Annotated in this window: 20 protein-coding genes and 1 pseudogene; 3 read left to right on the forward strand and 18 right to left on the reverse strand. The window is 32.4% G+C overall.

What is annotated here, in order from left to right; translation table 11 throughout:
* Positions 1 to 32: 32 nt before the first annotated feature.
* Positions 33 to 665 carry a glycerol-3-phosphate 1-O-acyltransferase PlsY gene (gene plsY / locus FOD82_RS04385; RefSeq protein ID WP_144355273.1) on the forward strand — a complete coding sequence of 211 codons (633 nt, stop codon included), beginning with the start codon at positions 33 to 35 and terminating at the stop codon, positions 663 to 665.
* Positions 666 to 833: 168 nt separating this feature from the next.
* Here the strand turns inward: plsY and FOD82_RS04390 are convergent, their stop codons facing one another.
* From FOD82_RS04390 to tnpA, 5 genes are all read right to left on the reverse strand, one after another.
* Positions 834 to 2768: an FAD-dependent oxidoreductase gene (locus tag FOD82_RS04390; protein ID WP_144355274.1), complete on the reverse strand. Its 1935-nt coding sequence runs from the start codon at positions 2766 to 2768 to the stop codon at positions 834 to 836.
* A gap of 53 nt (positions 2769 to 2821) precedes the next feature.
* The gene (locus FOD82_RS04395; RefSeq protein ID WP_144355275.1) at positions 2822 to 3463 is read right to left on the reverse strand and encodes an NAD(P)H-binding protein; all 642 of its coding nucleotides are present in this window, start codon (positions 3461 to 3463) and stop codon (positions 2822 to 2824) included.
* A gap of 2 nt (positions 3464 to 3465) precedes the next feature.
* Positions 3466 to 4092 carry a GntR family transcriptional regulator gene (locus FOD82_RS04400; protein WP_144355276.1) on the reverse strand — a complete coding sequence of 209 codons (627 nt, stop codon included), beginning with the start codon at positions 4090 to 4092 and terminating at the stop codon, positions 3466 to 3468.
* 409 nt (positions 4093 to 4501) lie between these two features.
* Positions 4502 to 5332, reverse strand: coding sequence for a replication initiator protein A (locus FOD82_RS04405; protein ID WP_144355277.1), 831 nt, complete (start codon positions 5330 to 5332; stop codon positions 4502 to 4504).
* 365 nt (positions 5333 to 5697) lie between these two features.
* Positions 5698 to 6162, reverse strand: a complete 465-nt coding sequence (gene tnpA / locus FOD82_RS04410; RefSeq protein ID WP_144356016.1) for an IS200/IS605 family transposase — start codon at positions 6160 to 6162, stop codon at positions 5698 to 5700.
* Between the two features lie 103 nt (positions 6163 to 6265).
* Here tnpA and FOD82_RS04415 point away from each other — a divergent pair, with 103 nt between their 5' ends.
* Entirely contained in the window at positions 6266 to 7651 is a 1386-nt protein-coding gene (locus tag FOD82_RS04415; RefSeq protein WP_242450195.1) for a transposase, read from the forward strand.
* Positions 7652 to 8039: 388 nt separating this feature from the next.
* Here the strand turns inward: FOD82_RS04415 and FOD82_RS04420 are convergent, their stop codons facing one another.
* From FOD82_RS04420 to FOD82_RS04445, 6 genes are all read right to left on the reverse strand, one after another.
* The gene (locus FOD82_RS04420; RefSeq protein ID WP_144355279.1) at positions 8040 to 8297 is read right to left on the reverse strand and encodes a type II toxin-antitoxin system RelB/DinJ family antitoxin; all 258 of its coding nucleotides are present in this window, start codon (positions 8295 to 8297) and stop codon (positions 8040 to 8042) included.
* 203 nt (positions 8298 to 8500) lie between these two features.
* On the reverse strand, positions 8501 to 9475 hold the full coding sequence (locus tag FOD82_RS04425; RefSeq protein ID WP_242450196.1) for an alpha/beta hydrolase: 975 nt from the start codon (positions 9473 to 9475) through the stop codon (positions 8501 to 8503).
* 62 nt (positions 9476 to 9537) lie between these two features.
* Positions 9538 to 9993, reverse strand: a complete 456-nt coding sequence (locus FOD82_RS04430) for a hypothetical protein (protein WP_144355280.1) — start codon at positions 9991 to 9993, stop codon at positions 9538 to 9540.
* Positions 9986 to 10558: a UbiX family flavin prenyltransferase gene (locus FOD82_RS04435; protein WP_186277711.1), complete on the reverse strand. Its 573-nt coding sequence runs from the start codon at positions 10556 to 10558 to the stop codon at positions 9986 to 9988. The genes FOD82_RS04430 and FOD82_RS04435 overlap by 8 nt, the downstream gene beginning before the upstream one ends.
* A 24-nt stretch (positions 10559 to 10582) precedes the next feature.
* Complete coding sequence (locus tag FOD82_RS04440; RefSeq protein ID WP_144355281.1) at positions 10583 to 12064, reverse strand: UbiD family decarboxylase; 1482 nt, start codon at positions 12062 to 12064, stop codon at positions 10583 to 10585.
* Between the two features lie 75 nt (positions 12065 to 12139).
* Entirely contained in the window at positions 12140 to 13021 is an 882-nt protein-coding gene (locus FOD82_RS04445; protein ID WP_144355282.1) for a LysR family transcriptional regulator, read from the reverse strand.
* Between the two features lie 111 nt (positions 13022 to 13132).
* Here FOD82_RS04445 and FOD82_RS04450 point away from each other — a divergent pair, with 111 nt between their 5' ends.
* On the forward strand, positions 13133 to 13864 hold the full coding sequence (locus tag FOD82_RS04450; protein WP_144355283.1) for a DUF554 domain-containing protein: 732 nt from the start codon (positions 13133 to 13135) through the stop codon (positions 13862 to 13864).
* Positions 13865 to 13909: 45 nt separating this feature from the next.
* On the opposite strand, the gene FOD82_RS04455 is transcribed toward FOD82_RS04450, so the two are convergent.
* From FOD82_RS04455 to FOD82_RS09880, 7 genes and pseudogenes are all read right to left on the reverse strand, one after another.
* Positions 13910 to 14752: a GRP family sugar transporter gene (locus tag FOD82_RS04455; RefSeq protein ID WP_144355284.1), complete on the reverse strand. Its 843-nt coding sequence runs from the start codon at positions 14750 to 14752 to the stop codon at positions 13910 to 13912.
* Positions 14753 to 14830: 78 nt separating this feature from the next.
* Positions 14831 to 15619: a glucose-1-dehydrogenase gene (locus FOD82_RS04460; RefSeq protein WP_144355285.1), complete on the reverse strand. Its 789-nt coding sequence runs from the start codon at positions 15617 to 15619 to the stop codon at positions 14831 to 14833.
* A gap of 247 nt (positions 15620 to 15866) precedes the next feature.
* The gene (locus FOD82_RS04465) at positions 15867 to 16775 is read right to left on the reverse strand and encodes a M48 family metallopeptidase (protein ID WP_144355286.1); all 909 of its coding nucleotides are present in this window, start codon (positions 16773 to 16775) and stop codon (positions 15867 to 15869) included.
* Positions 16776 to 16798: 23 nt separating this feature from the next.
* Positions 16799 to 18031 carry a GIY-YIG nuclease family protein gene (locus tag FOD82_RS04470; RefSeq protein ID WP_144355287.1) on the reverse strand — a complete coding sequence of 411 codons (1233 nt, stop codon included), beginning with the start codon at positions 18029 to 18031 and terminating at the stop codon, positions 16799 to 16801.
* The gene (locus FOD82_RS04475; protein ID WP_144355288.1) at positions 18018 to 19973 is read right to left on the reverse strand and encodes a DEAD/DEAH box helicase; all 1956 of its coding nucleotides are present in this window, start codon (positions 19971 to 19973) and stop codon (positions 18018 to 18020) included. The genes FOD82_RS04470 and FOD82_RS04475 overlap by 14 nt, the downstream gene beginning before the upstream one ends.
* Complete coding sequence (locus FOD82_RS04480) at positions 19963 to 20697, reverse strand: hypothetical protein (RefSeq protein WP_144355289.1); 735 nt, start codon at positions 20695 to 20697, stop codon at positions 19963 to 19965. The genes FOD82_RS04475 and FOD82_RS04480 overlap by 11 nt, the downstream gene beginning before the upstream one ends.
* Positions 20690 to 23356, reverse strand: a pseudogene (locus tag FOD82_RS09880) (DNA methyltransferase); the annotation flags it as partial. The pseudogene FOD82_RS09880 and the gene FOD82_RS04480, both read right to left, overlap by 8 nt.
* Between the last annotated feature and the right edge of the window lie 14 nt (positions 23357 to 23370).

The raw sequence follows: 23370 nt of genomic DNA on the forward strand, positions 1-23370 counted from the left end.
ATAGCCATAGATTTAAATGGAGTGATTAACATATGTCTGCATTAGAAATTGCATCGTTATTTATTTTAGCATACTTGATTGGGTCCTTCCCAACAGGTGTGATTGTCGGAAAGGTCTTTTTTCATAAAGATATTCGCAAATATGGTTCTGGAAATATTGGTACTACCAATACTTTCAGAGTATTGGGACCTGTTGCAGGAGTAATTGTTTTCTTAATTGATTTTTTTAAAGGGACACTTGCAACAATTTTACCAGTGATATTTCATTTGGGACCACATTATCTTTGCTTGTTTTTTGGATTAGCAGCTATTTTAGGACATGCTTTTTCTATCTTTTTGAATTTCAAAGGTGGAAAAGCTGTTGCGACAACTGCTGGTTTTCTTTTAGGATATAATGTACATTTCTTCTTGATATGTGCAATTATCTTTTTCCCATTATTATTCATCACTAGTATGGTATCTCTAACGAGCTTGATTTCAATTATCTTAATTTTTATTGTGTCATTTTTCTTTCATGATATGGCATTAACTATCTTGAGCGGATTATTAGTAATTTTAATTTACTGGAGTCATCGGTCAAACATTAAACGCATTGAAAACCATGAAGAAAATCTTGTGCCGTTTGGTTTAGTTTATTGGTACAAAAAGGCTCACGATAAAAAATAAGTATTTTTTACAAACAATAGTTCGTAAGAATACATTCTAAAAGATTTGATTTATATCGTCAAATCTTTTTTATTTTGCTTAAGACTAGTTATAACTAAAAAGATACTTTATTTTAAATAATAAAGTATCTTTTTATAAAAATTAGTTGAACTATTTAAATGGATTTCTTTATAAACTTTCAGCAAGTAACCTGCCTTCAGTAGAATAATCTGAAAGAGAAAAGCCAATCATATAATAATCAGTAAATAAATTTCCCGTTGACATTTCACCCACTGCATAAACATTGGTAAAATAGCCACCGTCTTCTTTTTGAACTTGCATTTTTTTGTTGATATTGACACCGCCAATTGTACCCCATGATCCAGGCATTGTATAAATAGCATAGTAACCATTTTTACCAGTGAAACTAACTAAATTTTGAGAAGATTTACCAAATTTATCTTGACCAAGCGCGCACGCTCTCTGGTACTGATTAAAAGTTTCCTTAAGATTAGTTGAATCTAGATTGAGTTTATCAGCTAATTCTTCAATCGTTTGAGCATGAACCATAGTTTTTGAACCTTGAGGAATTTTATCTAGTTTTTCTTTAAATTTTTCATCTATTTGATCAACATCATAGATCAAATAATACCTGGAACTTCCTTCACGATATAAAGCAGTCGTTAAGTTCAAAAAACTAAATGGAGCTTCATTAGTGAACCTCTTAGCCTGATCGTTAATCACAATTGCTTTGCTGTAATCCGGCTCATTGCTGAAATTAGTATAAAACATTGGAGAAAAATCTAACTCTGCACTTTTATAAACGTTATTAGAATCTATTTTTGCACCAATTTTTTGAAGTAAGTCATAACCATCGCCAGTATTACCTAAATTTGCTTCATTAAACACGTGAACATTTTTTAAACTTGGCATACTTTCTTGAAGCAATTTTTCTTTAGAATATGAAGCACCCCCTGTAGCAATTACTACATTCTTGGCATTAATAGTAAATTTACCATTACTATTTTTAGCTTGAACTCCTGTAGCAATATCATTTTTCATATTTATCTTTGTAATAATAGTTCCTCTAAGAATGATTCCGCCATTAGATTCGATATACTTTTCTAAGATTTGAGCAACTTGGCCACCAGCACCAAATCCAGCACAGATATATGGAAGCTTTAAAAAGAACTTCGGATCAGTTTTTGCTATTTTGAGCAATTCATCAAAAGTCTTTCCAGAATTATGAAGAAGATATTTTACAAAGTCCATATTCATTGAGCTTCCGGGATCATCTTGGTTGGCTTTTTTGATCCAAGATAGAAGTTCATTCATATTATTATCCTGATTAATCTTTTGAAGAGCTTTTGATCCATGAGTAGCAAAAGCACCTGCCGCATATCTAAATGAGCCACCTATTTGGTCATTCTTTTCTAAAACTACTACTTTTAACCCTTTTTTAACAGCAAATGCGGCAGTAGATAAACCACTTAATCCTCCACCAGCAATAACTACATCAGTGGTAAGATTTTTTGCAGGAGTAGTTTTCTTAACAAACGGCTTTTGTGACCATGCTTGAGCATTTCCCGCTTGGGCGACAGCCTTAGTTGCGGCATTAATAATAGCTTCAGAAGTCATTGTGGCACCTGTGATAGCGTCAACATTCAAAGTTTGCTGTTTAACGATTTCTTTTGGAATTACTTTCATCGCAGTATCACCAACATAAGGACTTTCAGTTTGCTTTGTCACTTTTACAGCAGTAATTTTATTATCATTTGTAGTTACTTCTACACTTACTGGTCCTCCATGTCCATGTGCGCTTGCAGAATATGTGCCGTTTTTTAAAGAATAGTCTGCTTTTTCAAGTCCTGCTTTATTCAATGCATTAAAAGTTGCATTTTGTACAGCTCTTGAGGTTACTGAAGCACCAGAAACAGCATCTAAGTCACTAGATTGCTTTTTCAAAATTTGTTCTTCTAAATTTTGAGCAACTTTTGCATATCCATTTGCTCCTTCACCCAAATCAATATGAGCCGCAGTAATCTTATCATTATCAATCTCTACTTTTACCTTTATTGGGGTGTGCATCCCTTTAGCGCAGCCCGTAAAATTACCATTTACCATAATCAATCCCTCTTAATTAATAATAGCGCTTACATTTTTGCTTAAAATAAAAACTATCTATACCATTCTGGCTTATCTCCTTCAGTATGTGGTTTTTCTAAGCCGATAGATTCATCAATATCTTCTTTAGGATTCTTGATTAATTCATAAACATATGAAGCGACAGACTTTCTGGAAACTTCAGTATTGGTTATTTCTTCACCTTTTTTAGATCTTTGATAATCAACTTCATCTTTATTGGTCATCCAACTTGGACGAATTATAGTGTAATCAAGATCTGAATCTTCAATAATTTTAGCAGCTTTAGCATATTCAGTGATGTAATTACCTAAAGTCTGCTTATTCCAATCACCAAACTTACCAGCCACTTCATCATAAATTCCAAGTGTTGAAATCCAAATCAAGCGCTTAACTTTATCCTTATTCATTGCTTCTACAACTGCTTTTGCTTGTTTGACAATTGTATTGGTTCCGCCAAGATTTGCATAAACGACATCTTGTCCCTTAATTGCTTCTTCAAGTTCATGCTCATTTGTAGCATCGCCTTCAATAATCGTAGCCTTATCTTTATCTTGGCTTAGGCGGGATGCATTACGTAAAAATAAGGTAGTTTCAATATCTTTATCCGTAAACAACATTTTTTCAGTTAATTGTGCAACTTGACCATGTGCACCTAATACAATAACTTTAATCATTTTTATGCCTCTTTATTAAAATACTCACTCTCCCAAGAAAATATTTTGCTAATATGATCTTGTAAAAGTTTAATTGCTAAATTTTTATCTTTATTTAAAATAGTATCAATAATTTCAATTAATTCTTTGACACATGTTTTAACACATAAGTTACTTTTAGCTATTGTGTAACGCATTCTATCAGTTTGATTATTCAATAGATCTAAGCTTTTTTGTAAAGTAGAACCACTAGCAGAGCTAGTTAAGTATAAATGTAGTTTTTTATCCAAAATAATATATTGAGACCAATTTTGCTCTACACCAGCTTTGATAAGTTGAGTTTTAAAATTAATAAGCTTAGTTTCATCTAAATTATCAAAATTTTTCTGTAATGCATATGCTTCTAGCATTGACCGCAAATCATAATTTTCTTTTAGTTCTGCAGCCGTTATTTTTGTAACTCGTGTCTCTTGACCATCTCGTTCAATAAGTCCTTCCGACTCTAGTACATTAATTGCTTCACGAATAGGAGTTCTAGAAAGATTCAATCTAATTCCCATTTGATTTTCTGAAAGCAGATGACCAGGACGATATTTTCCTGTTATAATTTGTTCTTTGATGTAGTTGTATGCCTTTGTTTGATTTGTCATATTAAAATACCTCTTAGACAAACTATAACAGACTAAACTATTGACTATTATTCTATGAATATTTTTTCAACCTCCTTTCATTTTGCTTACAATTGTATAGTAGTTCACTTGCTTTATATGAACAAGCCTTTTCAAAGCATAACTTGTATACAGGTTTTTAATGATTATTTTTTAAAATTAAGAGGCTTATTGCTTTACACTAAATTAGGAAAGCGCTACAATATGATGTGCTGAGTAGTATAAACGTTTTCAATCAGCATAATAATTTTCACTTACCGATTCTAATTATTTATAGTTCACTGATTGAAAGCAAAAAGGATTCAATCTAGGTGCGTTGCCTAGCTTTGAATCCTTTTTTTGTTAAAAAAGCAAAGCAAGATGAAAATAACACTGCATTATAAGGTTATTGTTAGCCTTGCAATTCTTTTAATTCGTTAATTCTCTCTACCATCACTTCATATAAACCATCCTCAGTTGCACGACGCAAATAAGCACCAAAATTCGTGATGTTTTCTCCAAAATCTAATTGTTCTTTGATGCGGAATAATACTTGACTAAAAGCTTTTTGGGTCGTTATTTGTGCAGAAGTATATTCTACAAACATATGGTGAAACTCCCTATTAGTCAATAAGTTTGCACTTATAATATCTTTTTCTAATTGAGAGGCAATCGAGTGCAAAGTTTGCATAATTATTTTAATTTGTCGATTGCTCGTTAAAAAACCATAGTGCTTGAATCCAAGTAATAATTTATATCCAGAATCATTTACAAAAAATGGCTTAGTGACAGTCTTTTTTTGAGGCTTAAAGATAGATTTCGCCCTTTTAACCTTTCTATGATTTTTAGTTGGTTCGGCTTTTTCATTATAAAAGTCAGATTCTTCGTATTCTGGTTCAAGCAAATAGTAGCGGTTTGCTTTATTAAGTCCCATACGCTGTTGAGCAATAAGACCGCACTTAATAAGCATGTCTTTATACTTCAAAGCAGTTTCATGGCAACAATTAAGTGCTTCTTCAATCGACTTTAATGTATAGTTGAAAAACAAATTTCCATCTTCATCAGTAAATTTATTTTTATTAATCTTTGAAAGTTTATAACGGTTGTAAAATAAGCTATACAATTTATTAGCTTTTTCAGGAAGATGAGCGTATTTTTTATTATCTAAAAAGCTAAAATACTTGAGAAATGTAGCTTTCTTACTATGATTATCGTTAAAAAGTACAATACTATCTAATTTCATAAAAATAACCTCCAAGGTTAGCTCATCTTGAGTAACTTTTGCAGGCTTAATATGCAATCCTATTGAAAATTATACTAATCTTGGTATAATTACTATAGCAATGCATAAAAGCATCTAACAAAAGTTCGTTGTCCAGGCTTCCAATCTGAAAGACGAGCTTTTTGTTTTGTTTTTATTTATTAAAATTTTTATAACATTTAAATTTATTGTACCATTGTTAGGCATATTTGAAAATATAATTTTCAGATATGCCTTTTTTAGTACATCCCCCTACTAATTAAAAAAACTGTGAATATTATTTTTCTTGATTGATCAATCAATAATCTTTTTATATTTAATGAAATTTGCCCGGAAATCCACCTATTTTAATGAGTGGATGGATAGGGCTTTTTTTCTTTCTGGGCATTATATATTTGATCATTGATGTACTTTTCCACTACTTCTTTTGACATATTGCCTACAGTGCCAAAATAATAGCTTGAAGACCACAGGTGTCCGCCCCACATCTGTGATTTCTTTATTTCTGGATGATTTTGGAAGAATAAAAATGCGCTTCTGCCTTTTAGTGCCTTGATAACGCTGGAAGCAGCTTTATACGGCTTGAACGAAATAAGCAGATGAATATGCTCGGGCATTACCTCCATTTTTTCAATAAGAATGTCATTGTCTTGGGCAATTTGCACAAGCAGCTCTTTCATTTCATCAGCTAATTTTTGGTCCTTAAATATCTGGTTGCGATATTTAGTACACCAGATTAAATGATAGTGGGTGCTATAAACATATCTTCTCTCATAAACTGCATCTTTTATTTTATCTCTTCTTATATTCATTGACATATAATTTACTCCTTGTTATTAAAGTGATTCATAACTATATTGTAACATACATTGACAGATGATATAATTAATGTTATTCGCAAAGGAGGTGAAAATAATGCGCAAAACAGAAATGAAATACATGCTTGGTCTTAAAATGAGAGCCTTTCCCAACCACAAGCAAAAGAAGATCATTAAAAAGAATACTGATGCTTCTCGCTTTGTCTATAATCAGCTTTTAGCTAATTCTTATACTGATAGTGCAATTCATAGAAACAAGCTGGACAAAAAATATCCAATTCCTAAATACACAGTAAGATTCAACCGAATCAAGAAGTGTTTTATTGTACACCAGAATTGGCGCTACAACAAAAAAGGTACTTTGATAACTAAGTCAACTAAGCGTAAAACTGGCTTAGACAGGATCACTGCAGATAAGTATCCTTGGCTAGGCGATAAGGATTTGGATTCTTTGACTGCTTACAATGCTCAGATAAATTATCAATCTGCATGGAAAACGTTCAGACAGGTTCATGATGCTGGAGTGCCTAAATTCAAGCGCAAGTCTGCTTCTAAGCAAAGCTATTCCACTAATTGTCAGTATGTAGGATTAGACAAGAAGCATGGCGAAGTGCCTAACTTATTCAACGGTACAGTTAGATTTTTAAAGCAGAATCCGCATGGCTATTGTCATATTAAGCTGCCTAAGCTTGGCAAGATTAAAGTTTATTTGTCTAAAGAACTGCCAAAAGCTAAGGAAATCAGAATTGCCAGAGTTACGATTTCTGTTCATTCTTCGGGAGAATACTATATCTCAATGCTTATCAAGTCTAATGATCCTTTGGCTTCGCTCTATCCTAAAACAGGCTCGGCTCTTGGTTATGACTTAAACATCAAGAACTTCTTGATAGATACGAACGGCAATGAAGTAGCTAATCCAAAGTATTATCGGAGAATGAGAGACAAACTGGCTAAAGAGCAGCGCATCTTGTCTAGAAGGTGTCGCAGAGCCAAAAAGACCAAGCATAAATTATCTGAATGCAAGAACTACCAAAAGCAAAAGCTCAAAGTAGCTCAATTGTATCGCAGAATATATAGGCAGAGGAATGCTTTTCTGCATAATTTGTCGACTGCACTTATCAAGAACCACGATTTGGTAGTCGGAGAAAATCTGAAAAGCAGGAACATGCTTAAAAATCACGCCTTGGCAATGAGCATCAGTGATGTAGGCTGGAGAACGTTTATCGGTATGCTTGAATATAAAGCACCGCTTCACGGCAAGACCTTTGTCTTGGTCAATCCGGCTTATACTACCCAAACTTGTTATGACTGCAAGTTCGTGATGGGTAAGAAAGGCACGAAAAAACTCACGCTGCAAATGCGTGAGTGGGATTGTCCTAATTGCAACGCGCATCATATCAGGGACTACAATGCAGCTAAAAATATCCTGGGCAAAGGATATATGGCATTGAAGATTCCTGATTATGAATATAAATTTTCGTAGATTTTCTTGCAAAATCTTACTGGCACAGCAACTTGTGTCATTAGTTTGGGGCGATTTGGCGTAGATATCTTTGCCGATAGAAGCTTGCTTCTTGAGCGAGGATATCGCAGTCTCATCCAAACATATTGGTGCTAGTAACAAATAAGTGATGAGCTTATTTGTGAAGTCACCATGCCATTCACTTTAGTGAATGGTAGTTGACTCTTTATTAACTCTATCTTTATCAAGTCTATTAAGTAGACTTTAAGAGGTCTGTTTTGTCTACTTCTAGAAGTCTAAAAAGTAGACTTCCGTTGAAAGAGTAAGAAAAAAAGCGCCCTTTTAGGTGCTTTTACACTTTTTTAAAGCTCGTTTATAAGCAGCTGTATAAAAAATTTTTGTAATATGATTAATCTTCATCAGAGTATAAATCCTTTCGCATTTCTTCTAAAGATTTATACTCACCTGCAAATTGATGATGCTTTGCTTCATATACTGCTTGTTCTAATTCTGATCTACCTACGCTAGGAGTAAAAGGCAACTTTCCATGTTGATTAATATAGATATAAAACATTTTAGTTGCAGTAGTCATATCAAGACCCATTTTTTTAAGGTTAGATCTAGTTTCTGATTTTAAATCATTATCAATACCAAGAGTTAAACTCATAATATTTCTCCTTAATTTATACGTACAATATACTAGTTTGCAAGCATATTATACTATGTTTGCACAAATTTTTTAACAATTTTGTTTATTATTTAAAATAGACTTCCGTTGAGAGAGTAAGAAAAAACACCTTTATAGCAAAAAAGACTTCCAGCTCAGACAAATTGTCTAAACTAGAAGTCTTTCTGATTAGCAAACCGTTATTAATTATTATCTTTATCAGTTTCTTTTAAAAATGCAAACACTATTTCTAACGCTTCCGAAGTAAAAAATGCGTCAGTTGCATGATCACTATCATCTATTCTATAAAACTCTACTATTTTATTATTTTCTTTTAATGCTTCATAGAGTAAACAACTTTGTTGAAATGGGACAAGTCTATCTTTATCACCATGCATAATCAAGAATGGCGGAATAGTTTTATCTTTACTTATATAGTTTATTGGATTTGCTTTTTGAACAATATCCGGGTTTTCATATAAGTTAATTGAGCCAAATAGCTCCCCCTCTAAGCTGTGTTCTGTAACGTGGTCTTGCGTAGAGGGTACTTTATTCATTTGACTAATATCTGTTGGACCATAAAAATCAATAGATGCCTTAAAATTAAGTGGAAAGACATCAATGTCCTCATCACTGAAGAACTGTTTATCTTCAGTTACACTGGCTAATGCAACTGTATGTCCTCCAGATGAATCTCCCCATGCAATATAATTTTTAGAATCAATATGATATTGATTAGAATGCTCCAGCATAAATCGAGTAGCCGTGTTTAAATCACGCACTTGCACCGGAAATATATGCTCTGGTGCATAACGATATTCAACCATTGCTACAACATACCCATGCTTAGCTACTTCTATCATATGCGCTAAATGTAATCCTAAATCCTGCTTATGAAAAGCCGAGCCTTGAACATACATAATTAAGGGAAAACGTTCTTGAGGATGATTTATAGGGGGAATAATTATTTGTAAATGAAGTTCCTTTCCATCTTTTACTGCATAAGGAACATTTAAATCGACTTTAGGATAATTATTTTTTAAATCAACTTTCAAAGACTTTAATCCTGTAGGATTAAGGCTGGATTTTGGAAAATCCTCATAGCTTTCATCTATTGGCTCTATATAATCACTTGGCATTTTGTCTAAATCTGACTTTTTCATGAAATGTTTGTTCATTAATATACCCTTTAATATACCCTTTCATCAAATCAAAGTCACTGCTATCATGCTCAATTAATCTAAAATTTATCCTTTTTAGCCATTAACTTTTTCGATAAAGTATAATTCTCAATATGGGTAGTATATTTAGGCTGTTTCATCTCTTTTATATTATTATCAACCCAATTTATTACTTCTTTAGCTAAAGCTTCAGTCATAGGAAAAGAAGCTTCAATTTGAGCTTGAGTAATCCCATCAATATGAACTCCAGCAGTAACACACAAATTACCTGGTAACGCTGCTTCAACATTTTTAGCAAATTTTTCTGCTAAAAAAATATCTTTGTGAATGCGACCATTATGACTTGTAAAACTAACCTTAGTTTCTTTTTTACTTTTACCATCCCAACTAACAATTCCGCCAATATGAGGAAGATCTCCGCCACTTAAATTAACTACTAAATCTTGATTGAGTAATTGACAATTGGCATAAATTGTATAATTTTCCTGCGTAATTTTAAAAATTTTGCTAACCATTTTCTTGACCGTTCCACCGTTTACCAAAATTGTTTTCAATACCTAAATTATCAATCACTTTCATAGATTGATGGTCGATTAAATCTTGGATAGTTTTTGGATGATTATAAAAAGACGGAATTGGTGGAATGATTTGAACTCCCATTCGAGATAACTTGGTTAAATTTTCTAAGTGAATCGTAGACAGCGGAGTCTCTCGTGGGACAATGATTAGTTTATGTTGTTCTTTGAGCATAACACTGGCTGCTCTAATAATCAAATCAATATCAAAACCAGCCGCAATTCCAGCAACAGTCTTCATTGAAGCTGGTGCAACTACCATCCCATCAACTCTAAATGATCCACTAGCAATAGTTGCTCCCATGTTATGATTATCATAAACATAAGTGGTCATCTCTGTTATTTGTTCAGGAGTATAATTAGTCTCTAATTTAATATTTTCTTTAGCCCAGTCACTCATTACAAGGTGAGTTTCTATATCGGGTAATTGACTTAATTTTTTTAAAATATCAATGCCATAAATACTTCCAGAAGCTCCAGTAATGGCTACGATAATTTTTTTCACTTAAATCATCCCCCCTTATTGAATTTATTTTAGATATTTTTCCCAATCAGATACTTCTTTGAATTGTGCACGTTTGAATTGGTCTTTCATATCGTATGGAACAGTACCATCAATAATCACTTTGGAACTCATCCCTTTTACACGAATTGATTTAGGATCATATTGTGGTCTTTCTGATGGATCAAGTGGGTGATTCCGCATTCCTGGTAAAACCACAATATCTTGATCAGCTTGAAAACGTGTATTCATTGTCCAAATGACATCATTCATGTCAAAAATATCCACATCTTCATCAACTAACCAAACTGTTTTAAGTTCTTTGAACGCACTTAAAGCTAAAATTGCAGCTTGACGCTGAATTCCTTCATCAGCTAGTTCATCTTTGTGAATTTGCATAATCGTCATTAATTTTCCGCCACCTGCAGGTGGATTATAAACATTAACAACTTTTCCTGGAATAGCCTTGTCAACTAATTCTAAAATAGATGCTTCAGTTGGGATTCCTGCCATTGAAACATGTTCTTCACTAGGTCCAATTACAGATTGCATAATTGGGTTTTTACGATGAGTTACAGCTGTTACCTTGATTACATTTAGAGCTGGATTAGCTGGACCGTTATAACCAGGAAATTCTGGCATTGCAAATCCAGTATGAGTATTAATATCTTCCTGGATAGTTTCATTAGGCATAATATAGCCCTCTAATACATACTCACTTCTAGCCAATGCAGTTTCATCTACACTAACTCCATCCACCAATTGGACAGGTTCTTGACGCAAAGCTCCAGCAACATCTAATTCATCATATCCCAATGGTGTGGTTGGTGGCTCAAAAGTTGCTCCAATTGTAACTGCTGGATCTAAACCAATATTAATAGTAATTGGCATTGGTTTGTTTAATTTTTCAAATTCTTTTTGAAAATGACCAATATGACGTCCGCCCGGCATAATATAAATACCTAAAGTATCTTTATCTTCTAAAACCATTCTGTGAATAGTTACATCAGTCATAGTTTTATCAGGATTGGAACCTTTAACTAGTCCACAAGTAATATATGGACCAGCATCATAAGGTGTATTAGTTGGAGCTGGTACTAACTTTCTAATATCAAAATCAGGATCAGTTGCTAAGTAGACCTCTTCTTGAGCTGGAGCATCCTTTTTATCAACTTTAACTGGATGAACCGGATTTTCAACTGCATCTTTTAAAAAACGACCTAATGTCTTATAGTCATGATGCAACATCTTTCCTACACGTTTTCTTGAAGCCATCAATCCAATTAAAACACGACTATCTGGAAAACCTTTTATATTGTTAAAAAGCATTGCAGGTCCTTCTTTAGTTGGACGTTCAACTGTACCGCCTGCACCAATGTAACGATATACACCTGATATTTCTGCATCTGGATCAATTTCAACATCAGTTTCATGAAAATCAACTGGGTCATCTTGTATTTCTCTTAAAACTTTACGTAAGTCCCAAGGATCTTGTGGTAATTTAGTCATAAAAAACGCTCCTTCGATAAATTTATACTCTTATCTTAAAAGCGCTAACGATAGTAATCAATTCTAACTAACTAATTAACTATTCCTAATTGGAATGGTGTTTTTCAAATAATTCCATAGACTATTTAACGGGGCTCGGTTTGATTGCCTTTTCTTAATAAACAATAGCTCATCTTTTATTGTAGGACTAATGTCATGTACTGACACTCCTTTAACAGCTGGTAATGAATCCATCATTATCGCGACACCTTGTTTGCTTTTTACCATTTCTAAAATGGAATTAACTCGGTCACTAACAAAAGTTATATTTGCTTCAAAACCGGCTTCACGGCATAATTGTAAGACTGGATCTTGCAATAAACTGTTTTTATTTAAAGTAATAAAGGTCTTATTCTTTAAATCTGCAATTTTAACTACCTTTTGTTTAGCTAGAGAATCATTATCAGGTAAATAAAGTTTAAACGATTCTGTTTTAAGTTTAATAACATCAAAATTAGCTAGTAATTTATTAATATTACGAACAAAAGCTAAATCTATCTTTCCTTTTAAGACTTCTTGATATATGTCAGCAGTTTCATATTCTTTAAGGATAATATTTATGTCAGGATTAGTTTTATTAAAAGCCATAATTTTTTGGAAAATTGCATAATTAGAAAAAGTAGGAATAGTTCCTAAAACGATAGTTTTATTATTTTGAGCTTGAAACTGTTCAAACTTTAATTCTAATTCTTTGTTACAATTCAAAATTTGCTGAGCATACGGCAACATTATTTTTCCATATGATGATAAAACTACGTTTTTATTACTTCTAATAAATAGCGAATGCCCTATTTCTTTTTCTAAAGATTTAATATGCTTTGAAACACTGCTTTGACTAATATATAAATTTGCTGCAGTTTCTGAAAAATTTAATGTTTGTGCCAAATTTACAAACGTCTTTAATTTGTTTATTTCCATGTCATACCTCTATTATTCCATTTAAGAATAATTAAACTATCTTTTAGAATTGTCGACAAGTTCTTTTTACTAATATACTAAGATTAATTTTGTAGAAAAGAAGGTCATTCAATGCCAACTGGTGTGATTATTAACTCTTTAGCAGTATTGCTTGGAGGTATTTTTGGTGGTTTCTTCGGAAATAAATTATCTGAAGATTTTAAGGAAAAACTAAATATGATTTTTGGGGCATGCTCAATGGGAATGGGGATATATTCAATTTCACCTATGAAAAATATGCCTGCAGTAATCTTTGCTATAATTTTAGGAACAATTTTTGGTTTATGGATTAAATTAGGAAATATTTTTAATAAAGGTGCTGTTTTAATGCAAAAGCCTATCACTAAATTAATTCCTACAGAAAATTTATCAATTTCACATAGCGAATTTATAAGTTTAATGGTTACTGCTACAGTATTATTTTGTGCTAGTGGAACGGGAATTTATGGCTCATTAGCCGAAGGAATGTCAGGTGATTTAACCATTTTAGTATCTAAGTCAATATTGGACTTTTTTACTGCGGCAATTTTTGCTGCTAGTTTAGGCTATGCAGTTTCAATTATAGCGATACCGCAAGTAATCATTTTTGTAATTTTATTCTTTTTGGCTCGCTTTATTATTCCATTTACAACCCCGAATATGATTTTAGATTTCAAAGCATGTGGTGGATTTTTAATGTTAGCTACTGGTTTCAGAATGGTAAAATTAAAGATGTTTCCAATTGCGGAAATGATTCCAGCAATGATTTTAGTTATGCCATTATCATGGCTTTGGGTAAATGTGATTATGCCCTTTATTAATTGATAATTTATGTAAATAAAAAAAGGATGTAATACATCCTTTTTTTATTTACATTACGGCGCCTATTACTATTAATCCTAATCCAATTAATGTAGAAATTAATTCTTTACCATGTTTATATTCCTTAAGCCAAGTCATACCACCAATGGTAGAAATAATTACACTTAACTGACTGTAAATGAAAGCATTCGTGACACCATTTTTTTGAGCTGAAAGAATATATGTATATGCACCAATTCCAAAAGCGATTCCGGCTAGCGAGTCAATCCAACTTGCTTTTTGTTTAAAAATTTGTGGACCTTTAGCAAATAAAGCGTAAATACTTGCTCCAAGTAAAATTCCAAGCATTTGCGGTAAAAACAAACTTTGTGCATCAGCATTTACTGCTTTAGGAAATGCGGAATATACCCAGTAACCAACTGTAGTTAATAGTAAGAATAGCAAGTTTTTACCAGTTATTTTTTTAGCTGACGAGTTATTGCTTACTGCAGTTAAGGCTACACCTATAATAATTAAAATTAGAGCTAAGGAACCAACTACATATTGATTAATTGAATCCCATTCACCAAATATCAATGCACCAATAATTGTATTACCAATTAATTGTAAGCCAGTGGATATTGGCATAGTTTTACTGACGCCCATTCTAGTATAAGAAACAAACTGACCAACTTGACCAATTGACCAAAAAGCTCCTGATATAAGCGAAAGCAATGAAATTCCAAGTGTCATTTGCGGAACTTGCAAAATTGTAACTATAATTCCTACCAAAGTAGCTCCGATTCCTACACCTAAAATTTGATTAGCTGGATGGCTATTAGGAACTTTGCCTACGATTAAAGGAATTACACCCCAGCCAATAGCTGGTAAAAGCGCTAAAATTACATTCATAATTTACTTCTCCTTTTAAACATTTATTCTTTTAGTCGGTGGTCAAAGTATATCAATTCGTCTTCATAATAAAAGTTTTTATCCACGACCACCTTGGAATGATGGATAAAGAGTCATACCTCCATCTACAAACATCGTAATTCCGGTTACATAACTTGATTCATCACTTGCAAGCCATGCCGCAGCTGCTGCTACTTCTTCCGGCTTCCCAATTCTGCCCATTGGAATCATTGATGTTGTGGTTTCTAATTGCTTTGGATCTGCAAACTTCTTTGCATTGATTGGAGTATTGATTGCTCCTGGTCCAATTGCATTTACTCGAATATTCTGCTTAGCGTATTCCATGGCAACTGTTTCTGTAAAGAGCTTCACCCCACCTTTACTTGCAGCATAGTGTGCAAATGTTGGCCATGGGATTTGTTCATGAACACTGGACATGTTGATGATATTGCCTTTTTTATTATTATCAGTAAAGTAGCGCAATGCCAGCTTGGTTCCTAAGAACACACCTGTTAAATTGACATTGATAACTTTATTCCATTCTTCAAGTGTCATGTCCTTAGTAGCTACTTGATTTTCCATTCCGGCATTGTTGACCCAGATGTCTAAACCGCCAAAGTTTTCAACTGCTGCATCAATTAGCTTTTGTGCGCCTTCTTCAGAACCAATGTCAGCTTGTACAATAACTGCGTCGCCACCATTTTTCTTAACACTGTCAGCAGCTTCTTGAGCACCCTTTTCATCGGAGTGATAGTTGATGACAACCTTCATGCCTTCCTTACCGAATCTTTGACTGATAGCAGTTCCGATTCCTTTTGAACCACCGGTTACAACAGCAACTTTATTTTTTAATTCTGAATAAACCATATTTTTTCTCCTTTTGTAGTTACTTTTTGATTACCTGTATTTTTAATATTTACATGTTATACATAGATTATAACATGATACTTACTAAATGCAAGCAAAAAGTTATTTTTATTTGCGGATTTATTGCAATTTAACGCTATTAGGTAAGATGTGAACATATTATGTATTATTTGATACATGTATTTTTTAAAATATCATGTTTTAAAACAAATATAAAAAGCACCTTTAATAAAGGTGCTTTTTTCAATTAAACCTTGTTGCTATCTTTTAGTCTCTGAATTCTTTTATCTAGTGGTGGATGATCAGAGAAAAGTCTTTGCCACCATTTAGTAATGTTCACATTGAAGTATAGACTGTTTAAAACCAAATTATCTGATTTGCTAGTTGGTAATTGCTGGCCGTTTTCTAAGTCTTCCAGTTTTTGTAAAGCTGAAATTAATCCAGATGGTTCTCTCGTTAAGTCAACTGATCCAACATCTGCTAAATATTCGCGCTGGCGTGAAATTAATAATGAAAATAACTTAGCAAGCGGAATAGCGACGACACTAATTGCAATCCCAATTCCGCACATTACCATGCCAAGTATTTTCACAATGAATGCTAGCCACCCCTTAGCATCTGACATCGCAATTGAGCCACCAATAATTGTTGCTCCTACTCCCGTCATGAAAATTAAATTCATTAAACTACTGCTAATTACAGTTATTCTAATGTCATAATTACGAATATGTGATAACTCATGACCAATAACGCCTTGGACTTCTCGCTTATTCATAATATTGAGCAATCCCTGATAAAGAACTAAGCTTGCATGTTCAGGATCAATTCCAGTAGCAAAGGCATTAACTTCTGTAGTTGGTGCAATGTACAAGTTAGGAATGGGGATATTAGCTGCAAGACATAATTCTTCTACCATTTCATAAATTTCTGGATTGGACTCTTTAGTTATTTCTTGTGCTCCAGTTAACTTGAGCAAGTGCTTACTTGCATCAAAGTAAACTACTGCAATATAAATGATTCCTGCAATAAAGAAAATTACCCCAATCGGTATCCAAATGCATCCCAAAAACACACTAATTGCAATCAGCAGCAACATAAATAATCCCAGAACTATCCAAGTGTTGCGCTTGTTTTGTTCAATTTGTTTGTATAACATTTTGAAGACTCTCTTTTCAATATTTAATAATTAATTCTTAAATTACTCATAATTTTATTTATTAAGGTGTTTATAGTCTCTAAACTTACAACAAACCATTCTCGAGGATGTATTATATGTCCATTCGGAGCTTTAATATCTACATCCAATCTATAATTTGATAGAGCATGATGTAAAGCTGTTTCTAAAGCTTCAGGATTAAGATTAACAACTTGATATTCTGCAACTACTTTAACTGGTCCATAAAGATAAGTAGACTCATTTTCTGCATTAGCTATTCGTTTTTCTACTGTATTTGATGTGAATCCAACTTTATAAAGTGGATACTCTGATTGAATTCTTTTCACTTCAGGATTATTACTTAAAGATTTCAAAACATAAATATATCCCGTAATTTGATCATCAGCATAAAAAGAAAAGGAACCTTTAGGCTCAGATACTGCCTTACCATATCCATGACGCTTTTTACTACCATAAAGTGAAGCTATTAATCCATTTCGAAGAGGATAGTTTTCTGTTCCGTTCTCATAAATTACATGAACTCTAGCATCTGTTTTACTTGCACTTCTGGTTTTACTTTCAAATTCTGAACCTGTCGATTCAATATATAATAGTTGACCATTTAAAACATAAAATTTATGTAGTTCAATCGTATTACTATTATAAGTCGTAAGTTTCCTTTTACCAGAAGCTAATTCTTCTTGAACTTTTGTAAATAATTGCTTGTATTCATTGAAATTTTTCATTACCTTACGTTTAGATTTGTTTTCAGGGATATTTTTTTGTTCTCTCTTAATTTTATTTAATTTACTTGTATTGAAAAGCTTTGAATTAAGAGTATTACTACTAAAAGTATTAAGCAATACAGAGTCATTATTAAGAATATCATCTAAAGAATCAAAATTTTGTTTTTCTTCTTTAACTTGATCTTTTAAACTGAGATTTGCAGTAGCTTCTTTTAGTAATCCTAATTTGTCGTAAGGTTTAAGTAAAGTGATTCGATCAACATCTTTACGTATACCAATTAAATAGCTAGCCAACCCTCTTTCATGAAGACGAGATATATCTGTTGTCTTTTTTGGTTCTTTACCATCATGAACTTCAATCCATTGCTGTAATTCTTTAAATTTTTCAATTTCTGGATTCACTTCAATATATTTTTTTTGCGGTTGTTTTTGAACTAACAATTCATTTGAATCCGGATCATTAAAAATATCTTCTAGCGAATGAATTGGTCTTGTATCATCCATTTTGATTATTCCTTCTTGCCTTCATATCAGCTAGCTTAGCTAATGCATATGCCATTCTGACCTCTTCCTCATTATTAGAGTCTTTATTTGGTAATTTATTATATTTTTCTACGAATAATTTAGAATTTTTGAAAAGTTGTATTAATTCTTCCTCAGTAAAATCATATTTTTTAGCATCAATTGAGCGTTCAATAATTCGTAAAGTATTACTATCAATATTTTGGCTCATAACATTATAAGCACGTTGGAATGGATTAATCGATTCAATCAAATTAATATCCAAATCATCAACATTGATAAACTTATCCGCCATCTTCAAGAACTCGTTAGTATTTCCTTTTTGATCAACTGCGGTATCAACTTTAGCATGTCGTAATACAGTATCAGCTACTGCATATTGGCTAACTTGCTCTATTTCATCATTAGATAGATCAGGATAACGAGTCATAACAACTTTAGGAATAAGCTCTTTATTCATTACTTCAGCATCAACATTAGTTGCAATTCCATTTTTTACCACAGGATCTTGTAAAATAGCAGCTTTTAAATCAGGTAAATCATTTTCAATAATACTTTTAACACGATCACTTGAGGGCTCTTTTAATCCTTTAATAAAAATATCTGCACCATTGCCAGATTTCTCATGAGGATGTCTTTTGCGTTTCAAGTGAATTTCCGGTGCCAATACTTGTTCCATCAATAGGGATGCTGTTATAGCCTTCAAAATCTGGTTAACAGCATATTCAACATCCCCATCTTTGACATCAGGTTGTTCAATCATGTTAGTAAACTGAGAATGGTCCTTATTAGAACTATCACGAGTTACACGACCAATAATTTGAACAATCTCAGTTAATGAATGACGATACCCAATAGTTAATGCCTGCTCAGCCCACGGCCAATCAAAGCCTTCTTTAGCCATATTCAAAGCGATAATAATATCTAAGTCATCTGGGCCATTAAGACCATCTCTAAGATAATCCTGAACTTTTTCACGGCCATCTTCGTTAACCAAGTCAGCCACTTTTAATAATTCGCCAGTTTGTTTACTCTTAATCGTGTAGATTCTAGTTTTATCATCTTGATCAACTATTTCACCAATGGCATCAATAATAGAATCAACTTCATTGTATTTATCCTTAGTGGATTCACTGGAGTTGACACTTGGAATATGAATAATAGTTTTCTTAGTAGTATCTAAAGCCTCATCAAGTGCATCTAAATAATTACCTTGATAAAACTTGTAATCAATGCCAAAAGACTTTAAATATTGATAACCATCTAACTGTTCATAGTAAGTATATGTAACCTTATCAAATAATTGTTCATCTTCTGGTGACAGAATCGGTGCAGAATCTCCTCTAAAGTAAGATCCAGTCATCGCCATAATATGAGCTGAAGAATTATGCATTATATTCTTCAGTGCCGTACCTAACACAGAACTATCTTCTGAAGAAACATGGTGAAACTCATCAATAGCTACTAACACATTATCGAAAGTCTTATCATCAGCCACCTTTTCATAAGCAAATCTCAAGGTAGCATGAGTACAAATGAGAATTCTGCCATCATTTGAATTTAAAAAGTCTACTAACTTTTGAACCTTACCTGCAGCTCCACCAGGAAGAGTTAAATCATATTGTGAATCGACTTTCCAGTCTTCATAAAAGCCATACTTAACTAACTCAGTATCTTTAAAAGAACGACCAATTGAGCGTTCTGGTACTGCTACAATAACTTTCTTGATACCTTGATTAGCAAGTTTATCGAGTGCAACAAACATTAAAGCACGTGATTTTCCTGATGCTGGTGGTGCTTTTACTAATAAATATTGCGAATTTCTATGTTGATAGACACGAGCCTGCATTTCACGCATACCGAGTTCATCTGTATTAGTACTTTTACCTGTTTGATGATAGTTAACTTCTACTACATTTTTATCTTGCATTATTTCTTTCTCTCTTTTTGTCACAATCAATTAAAAATTTAATTATTACGTAAGATTGATTCATCAAAAATGATATTTCTTCTGCATTAATTCCATCAGGTGTACCATGTTTTGCATTATTATTTTGAATATCTTCATAATTCTTTAGCATTTTAAGAAATAAATTTCTGCTTTCTTTACTAATGCCATTCTCTTCAAGAAATTTACCTAAATTTCCTTTTTGATTTTCTAAAGAAGCTGAGGAGTTTGTTAGAATTTTAACTAACAACTCAATAGTTAGTCTAATTGAATCTAATGCATTTCTATAATCTTTGTGATTATAAAAGTTTAGTGAATTTTTCCATTGTGTTTGAACTTCATCTGAATAATTTGCGAGTAAATTAGAAATATTCTCCCTTGACCTATTAGGTGCATCGAACGTATCAATTAATTTAGAAATTTGCTCTCTAAGAACTGTATTCTGATCTACACGACTATGCATACTAAGCTGCTTAAAAAATTCAATTTTTTCTCTATCACTTAAAACACTTAAATTTATTTTTACTATTCTGTATTTTGAATAATAATCCTCCTTACTAGTAAGCATGGTTATTTTTCCCCTCGGTGTATTTTTACCTTTACTATTAATAAAGTCAGATGTCAAATCGTATAATTCATCTCTACTAAAGAAGTCACCCATATGATTATAGATATCATCTAATAAAACTACTGGAATATTATTCATTTAATTCATCCATTCTTTTACTGTACATATCCAATAATAAAGCTAATCGTTCATTATCATCTTTAAAGCCAGATAGTTTATATGCCCTATCTACTACTTGATCTAATTCTTGATGAGCTGCCAAAAGTCTAGGATTCATGGGTTTAGGGTTCTTTTCTGCATATGGAGCACCATATAAATCTGCAGGAGAGGTTCCAAGTTCATTACGAATATCTATAATTTTAAAAGTTAATTTTTCAATTTCATTTTTTCTTCTAGTGGATAAAGTAGGAACAGGAAATGTATTATATCCTAAAATTTTAGAATATCGATAGCTATTTCCCTCTCTTCCACAAACTGCCTGTATCCATACATAATGAATATTTGAAAGAATTAACCCTAATACCCATAATGGGCCATCATAAATTGCAAACATCAAATCAGAAATTATATAACTACTATCTAATAATCCTGCAGGTATATAAAGTCTGCCAACAGTATTAACCTTTGGAATAACAATACTATATTCGTGCGCTTTAAATGTGTCTCTAAATTGATATGGTCGTTCGGCTAATTTATTAGTTCCAGTATCTGAACTACTTAATCTATGCTCTTTAACATATTCAAATATATTATGAAAGTCAGAGATATTATCTAATTCCTTATATTCTTTTTTATTATTTAGCCATAAACAATATCTATAAGTACCAAGCATATATTCTTTAGTGCCAACATGTCGTAAAAAGAATTTTTTATTTTCAGGATATTTTGTTATTAATTCTTCATATTTTTCTTTAGAGAATAATAATCCCTGCTTATTTTTTGTACCACTACCATCATTAGCCATATCGCCCATATTCATATCAGGTAATCCAAATATAGATTTTGAACTTCTTTTAACAAAGACATTATCAAAATCTGTTAGATAAGGATTAATGTTTTCAACTTTTGATGAAATATATCCTTGTTTCTTTTCTTTATATATAGTTTTAGATAATGAGGATTTCTTTCTTAATCCTATGATGTTAACAGTAACCTTAGCATTATTTTTTGCATTATTTGACCATATAAATGGCAGCCAACAAAAGGAAATCTCTAGATCAAATCGAAATATTTTATACCAAAGGTCAAAAACTTGTGCACCTTGAGTTATAGAACTCGTAGATACAAAGGCAAGTTGGGCTTGAGTATTATTAATGTAGTGACTGCCTAGTATAAACCAACAACATATATAATCTAAGCCTTTATAATTTCCACCATAATTTGAAAATACTATTTTCATATCTTCTTTATGTTGCTTTTTTTGTTTTGACCCATATGCTCCTAAATAAGGCGGATTACCAAACAAGTAAACTTCATCATCAGCTTTATGAGGCAAAATTTCATTCCAATCAAGTCGAAGCGCATTTCCACAAACAATATCCCCAGCATGTTGCAATGGCAAAGTTGGACGCACTGCATCTTGCAATTCTTCATGAAGCTTAACATTCATCTGGTGTTCTGCAATCCATAAAGAAAGCCTAGTAACATCACAGGCAAAATCATCAATTTCAATTCCATAGAATTGATCAAGAGTAACTGATGGAATATACATAACGGATTGTCCACTATATTTGTTATCCCATACCTTTTTACCTTCCATGTAAACTTTTCTTACTTCTTTACCTCCATAAAACATTTTTTTAATAGTTTTACCATTATTGAATGCTTTTCCAAAATTTGCTGCAATATTATTCTGTTCCTTGATAATATCAATTTCTAACTGTCGCAATTCTTTATAGGTAATAATCAAGAAATTACCAGAACCACAAGCCGGATCCATAAACTTAATATGACCAATACGATCGTAAAGTTTATCTAACTTTTCCATATTACCTTTAGCGTCTTCAAAAGCATTTCTTAAATCATCTAAGAATAATGGTTTAATAACTTTCATGATATTAGGTACAGAAGTATAATGCATCCCTAAATGACTACGACTATCTTCACTAGCCACAGCTTGAATCATTGAGCCTAAGATATCAGGGTTAATATCATCCCATTCAAGCTTCTCACCTGCATCAATGATTAGCTTGCGTGAGTGTTCAGTAAATTTCAGTGATTCATGCTTTTCAATGAATAAATCACCATCAACATATGGAAAATCATTTAAGTAGCTTGGTGTATCAGCTGGTCTATTTTCTTTTTTAACATCAAGAATGCTAAATAGTTGATTTACAAATTGATCAAGATCACTACCATCTTCTTTAGTAAGTTGCTTAAGACGATTAGTAAATAAGTCCTTTTCAAAGATATTAGTATCTTCTGCAAATAAACAGAATAATAATCTTATTAAGAATAGATTGAGTCCATGACGGGATGCATCTGGATTATCTTTAATAATAACATCATACAATTTAGCAAATCTTTCAGCTGCACGAATATCAGCAGGGTTCTCTTTGTCAAAATCTACTTTTTCAATTCCATTCCATGCTAAAAAGAATTCAAATTTTTGTGGCAATTTTTTAAAAGGAATACTAAGTGTATCTTCCGTTTTCGTATCAAACGCAAGTATATCTTTAAAGTTAGTTATTAAGATATAACGTGGTTTTGAGCCTAATTGATCCACTTTAGTTTTAACATCAATAAAGACTTGCATTAATGATTTATTTGTTGTTTTATAGTAGAGCTTATTTTTTAGATCTTTATCACCCT

The organism is Lactobacillus sp. LL6 (assembly GCF_007570935.1).
GTDB lineage: Bacteria > Bacillota > Bacilli > Lactobacillales > Lactobacillaceae > Lactobacillus.

What these genes read in the sequence shown, in the direction of transcription:
- FOD82_RS04395 (WP_144355275.1), bottom strand. Translation starts at nt 3,463, where the DNA reads ATGATTAAAGTTATTGTATTAGGTGCACATGGTCAAGTTGCACAATTA.
- tnpA (WP_144356016.1), bottom strand. Translation starts at nt 6,162, where the DNA reads ATGAATATAAGAAGAGATAAAATAAAAGATGCAGTTTATGAGAGAAGA.
- FOD82_RS04415 (WP_242450195.1), top strand. Translation starts at nt 6,266, where the DNA reads ATGCGCAAAACAGAAATGAAATACATGCTTGGTCTTAAAATGAGAGCC.
- FOD82_RS04400 (WP_144355276.1), bottom strand. Translation starts at nt 4,092, where the DNA reads ATGACAAATCAAACAAAGGCATACAACTACATCAAAGAACAAATTATA.
- FOD82_RS04425 (WP_242450196.1), bottom strand. Translation starts at nt 9,475, where the DNA reads ATGAACAAACATTTCATGAAAAAGTCAGATTTAGACAAAATGCCAAGT.
- FOD82_RS04480 (WP_144355289.1), bottom strand. Translation starts at nt 20,697, where the DNA reads ATGAATAATATTCCAGTAGTTTTATTAGATGATATCTATAATCATATG.
- FOD82_RS04420 (WP_144355279.1), bottom strand. Translation starts at nt 8,297, where the DNA reads ATGAGTTTAACTCTTGGTATTGATAATGATTTAAAATCAGAAACTAGA.
- FOD82_RS04465 (WP_144355286.1), bottom strand. Translation starts at nt 16,775, where the DNA reads ATGTTATACAAACAAATTGAACAAAACAAGCGCAACACTTGGATAGTT.
- plsY (WP_144355273.1), top strand. Translation starts at nt 33, where the DNA reads ATGTCTGCATTAGAAATTGCATCGTTATTTATTTTAGCATACTTGATT.
- FOD82_RS04450 (WP_144355283.1), top strand. Translation starts at nt 13,133, where the DNA reads ATGCCAACTGGTGTGATTATTAACTCTTTAGCAGTATTGCTTGGAGGT.
- FOD82_RS04390 (WP_144355274.1), bottom strand. Translation starts at nt 2,768, where the DNA reads ATGGTAAATGGTAATTTTACGGGCTGCGCTAAAGGGATGCACACCCCA.
- FOD82_RS04475 (WP_144355288.1), bottom strand. Translation starts at nt 19,973, where the DNA reads ATGCAAGATAAAAATGTAGTAGAAGTTAACTATCATCAAACAGGTAAA.
- FOD82_RS04440 (WP_144355281.1), bottom strand. Translation starts at nt 12,064, where the DNA reads ATGACTAAATTACCACAAGATCCTTGGGACTTACGTAAAGTTTTAAGA.
- FOD82_RS04460 (WP_144355285.1), bottom strand. Translation starts at nt 15,619, where the DNA reads ATGGTTTATTCAGAATTAAAAAATAAAGTTGCTGTTGTAACCGGTGGT.
- FOD82_RS04455 (WP_144355284.1), bottom strand. Translation starts at nt 14,752, where the DNA reads ATGAATGTAATTTTAGCGCTTTTACCAGCTATTGGCTGGGGTGTAATT.
- FOD82_RS04430 (WP_144355280.1), bottom strand. Translation starts at nt 9,993, where the DNA reads ATGGTTAGCAAAATTTTTAAAATTACGCAGGAAAATTATACAATTTAT.
- FOD82_RS04405 (WP_144355277.1), bottom strand. Translation starts at nt 5,332, where the DNA reads ATGAAATTAGATAGTATTGTACTTTTTAACGATAATCATAGTAAGAAA.
- FOD82_RS04445 (WP_144355282.1), bottom strand. Translation starts at nt 13,021, where the DNA reads ATGGAAATAAACAAATTAAAGACGTTTGTAAATTTGGCACAAACATTA.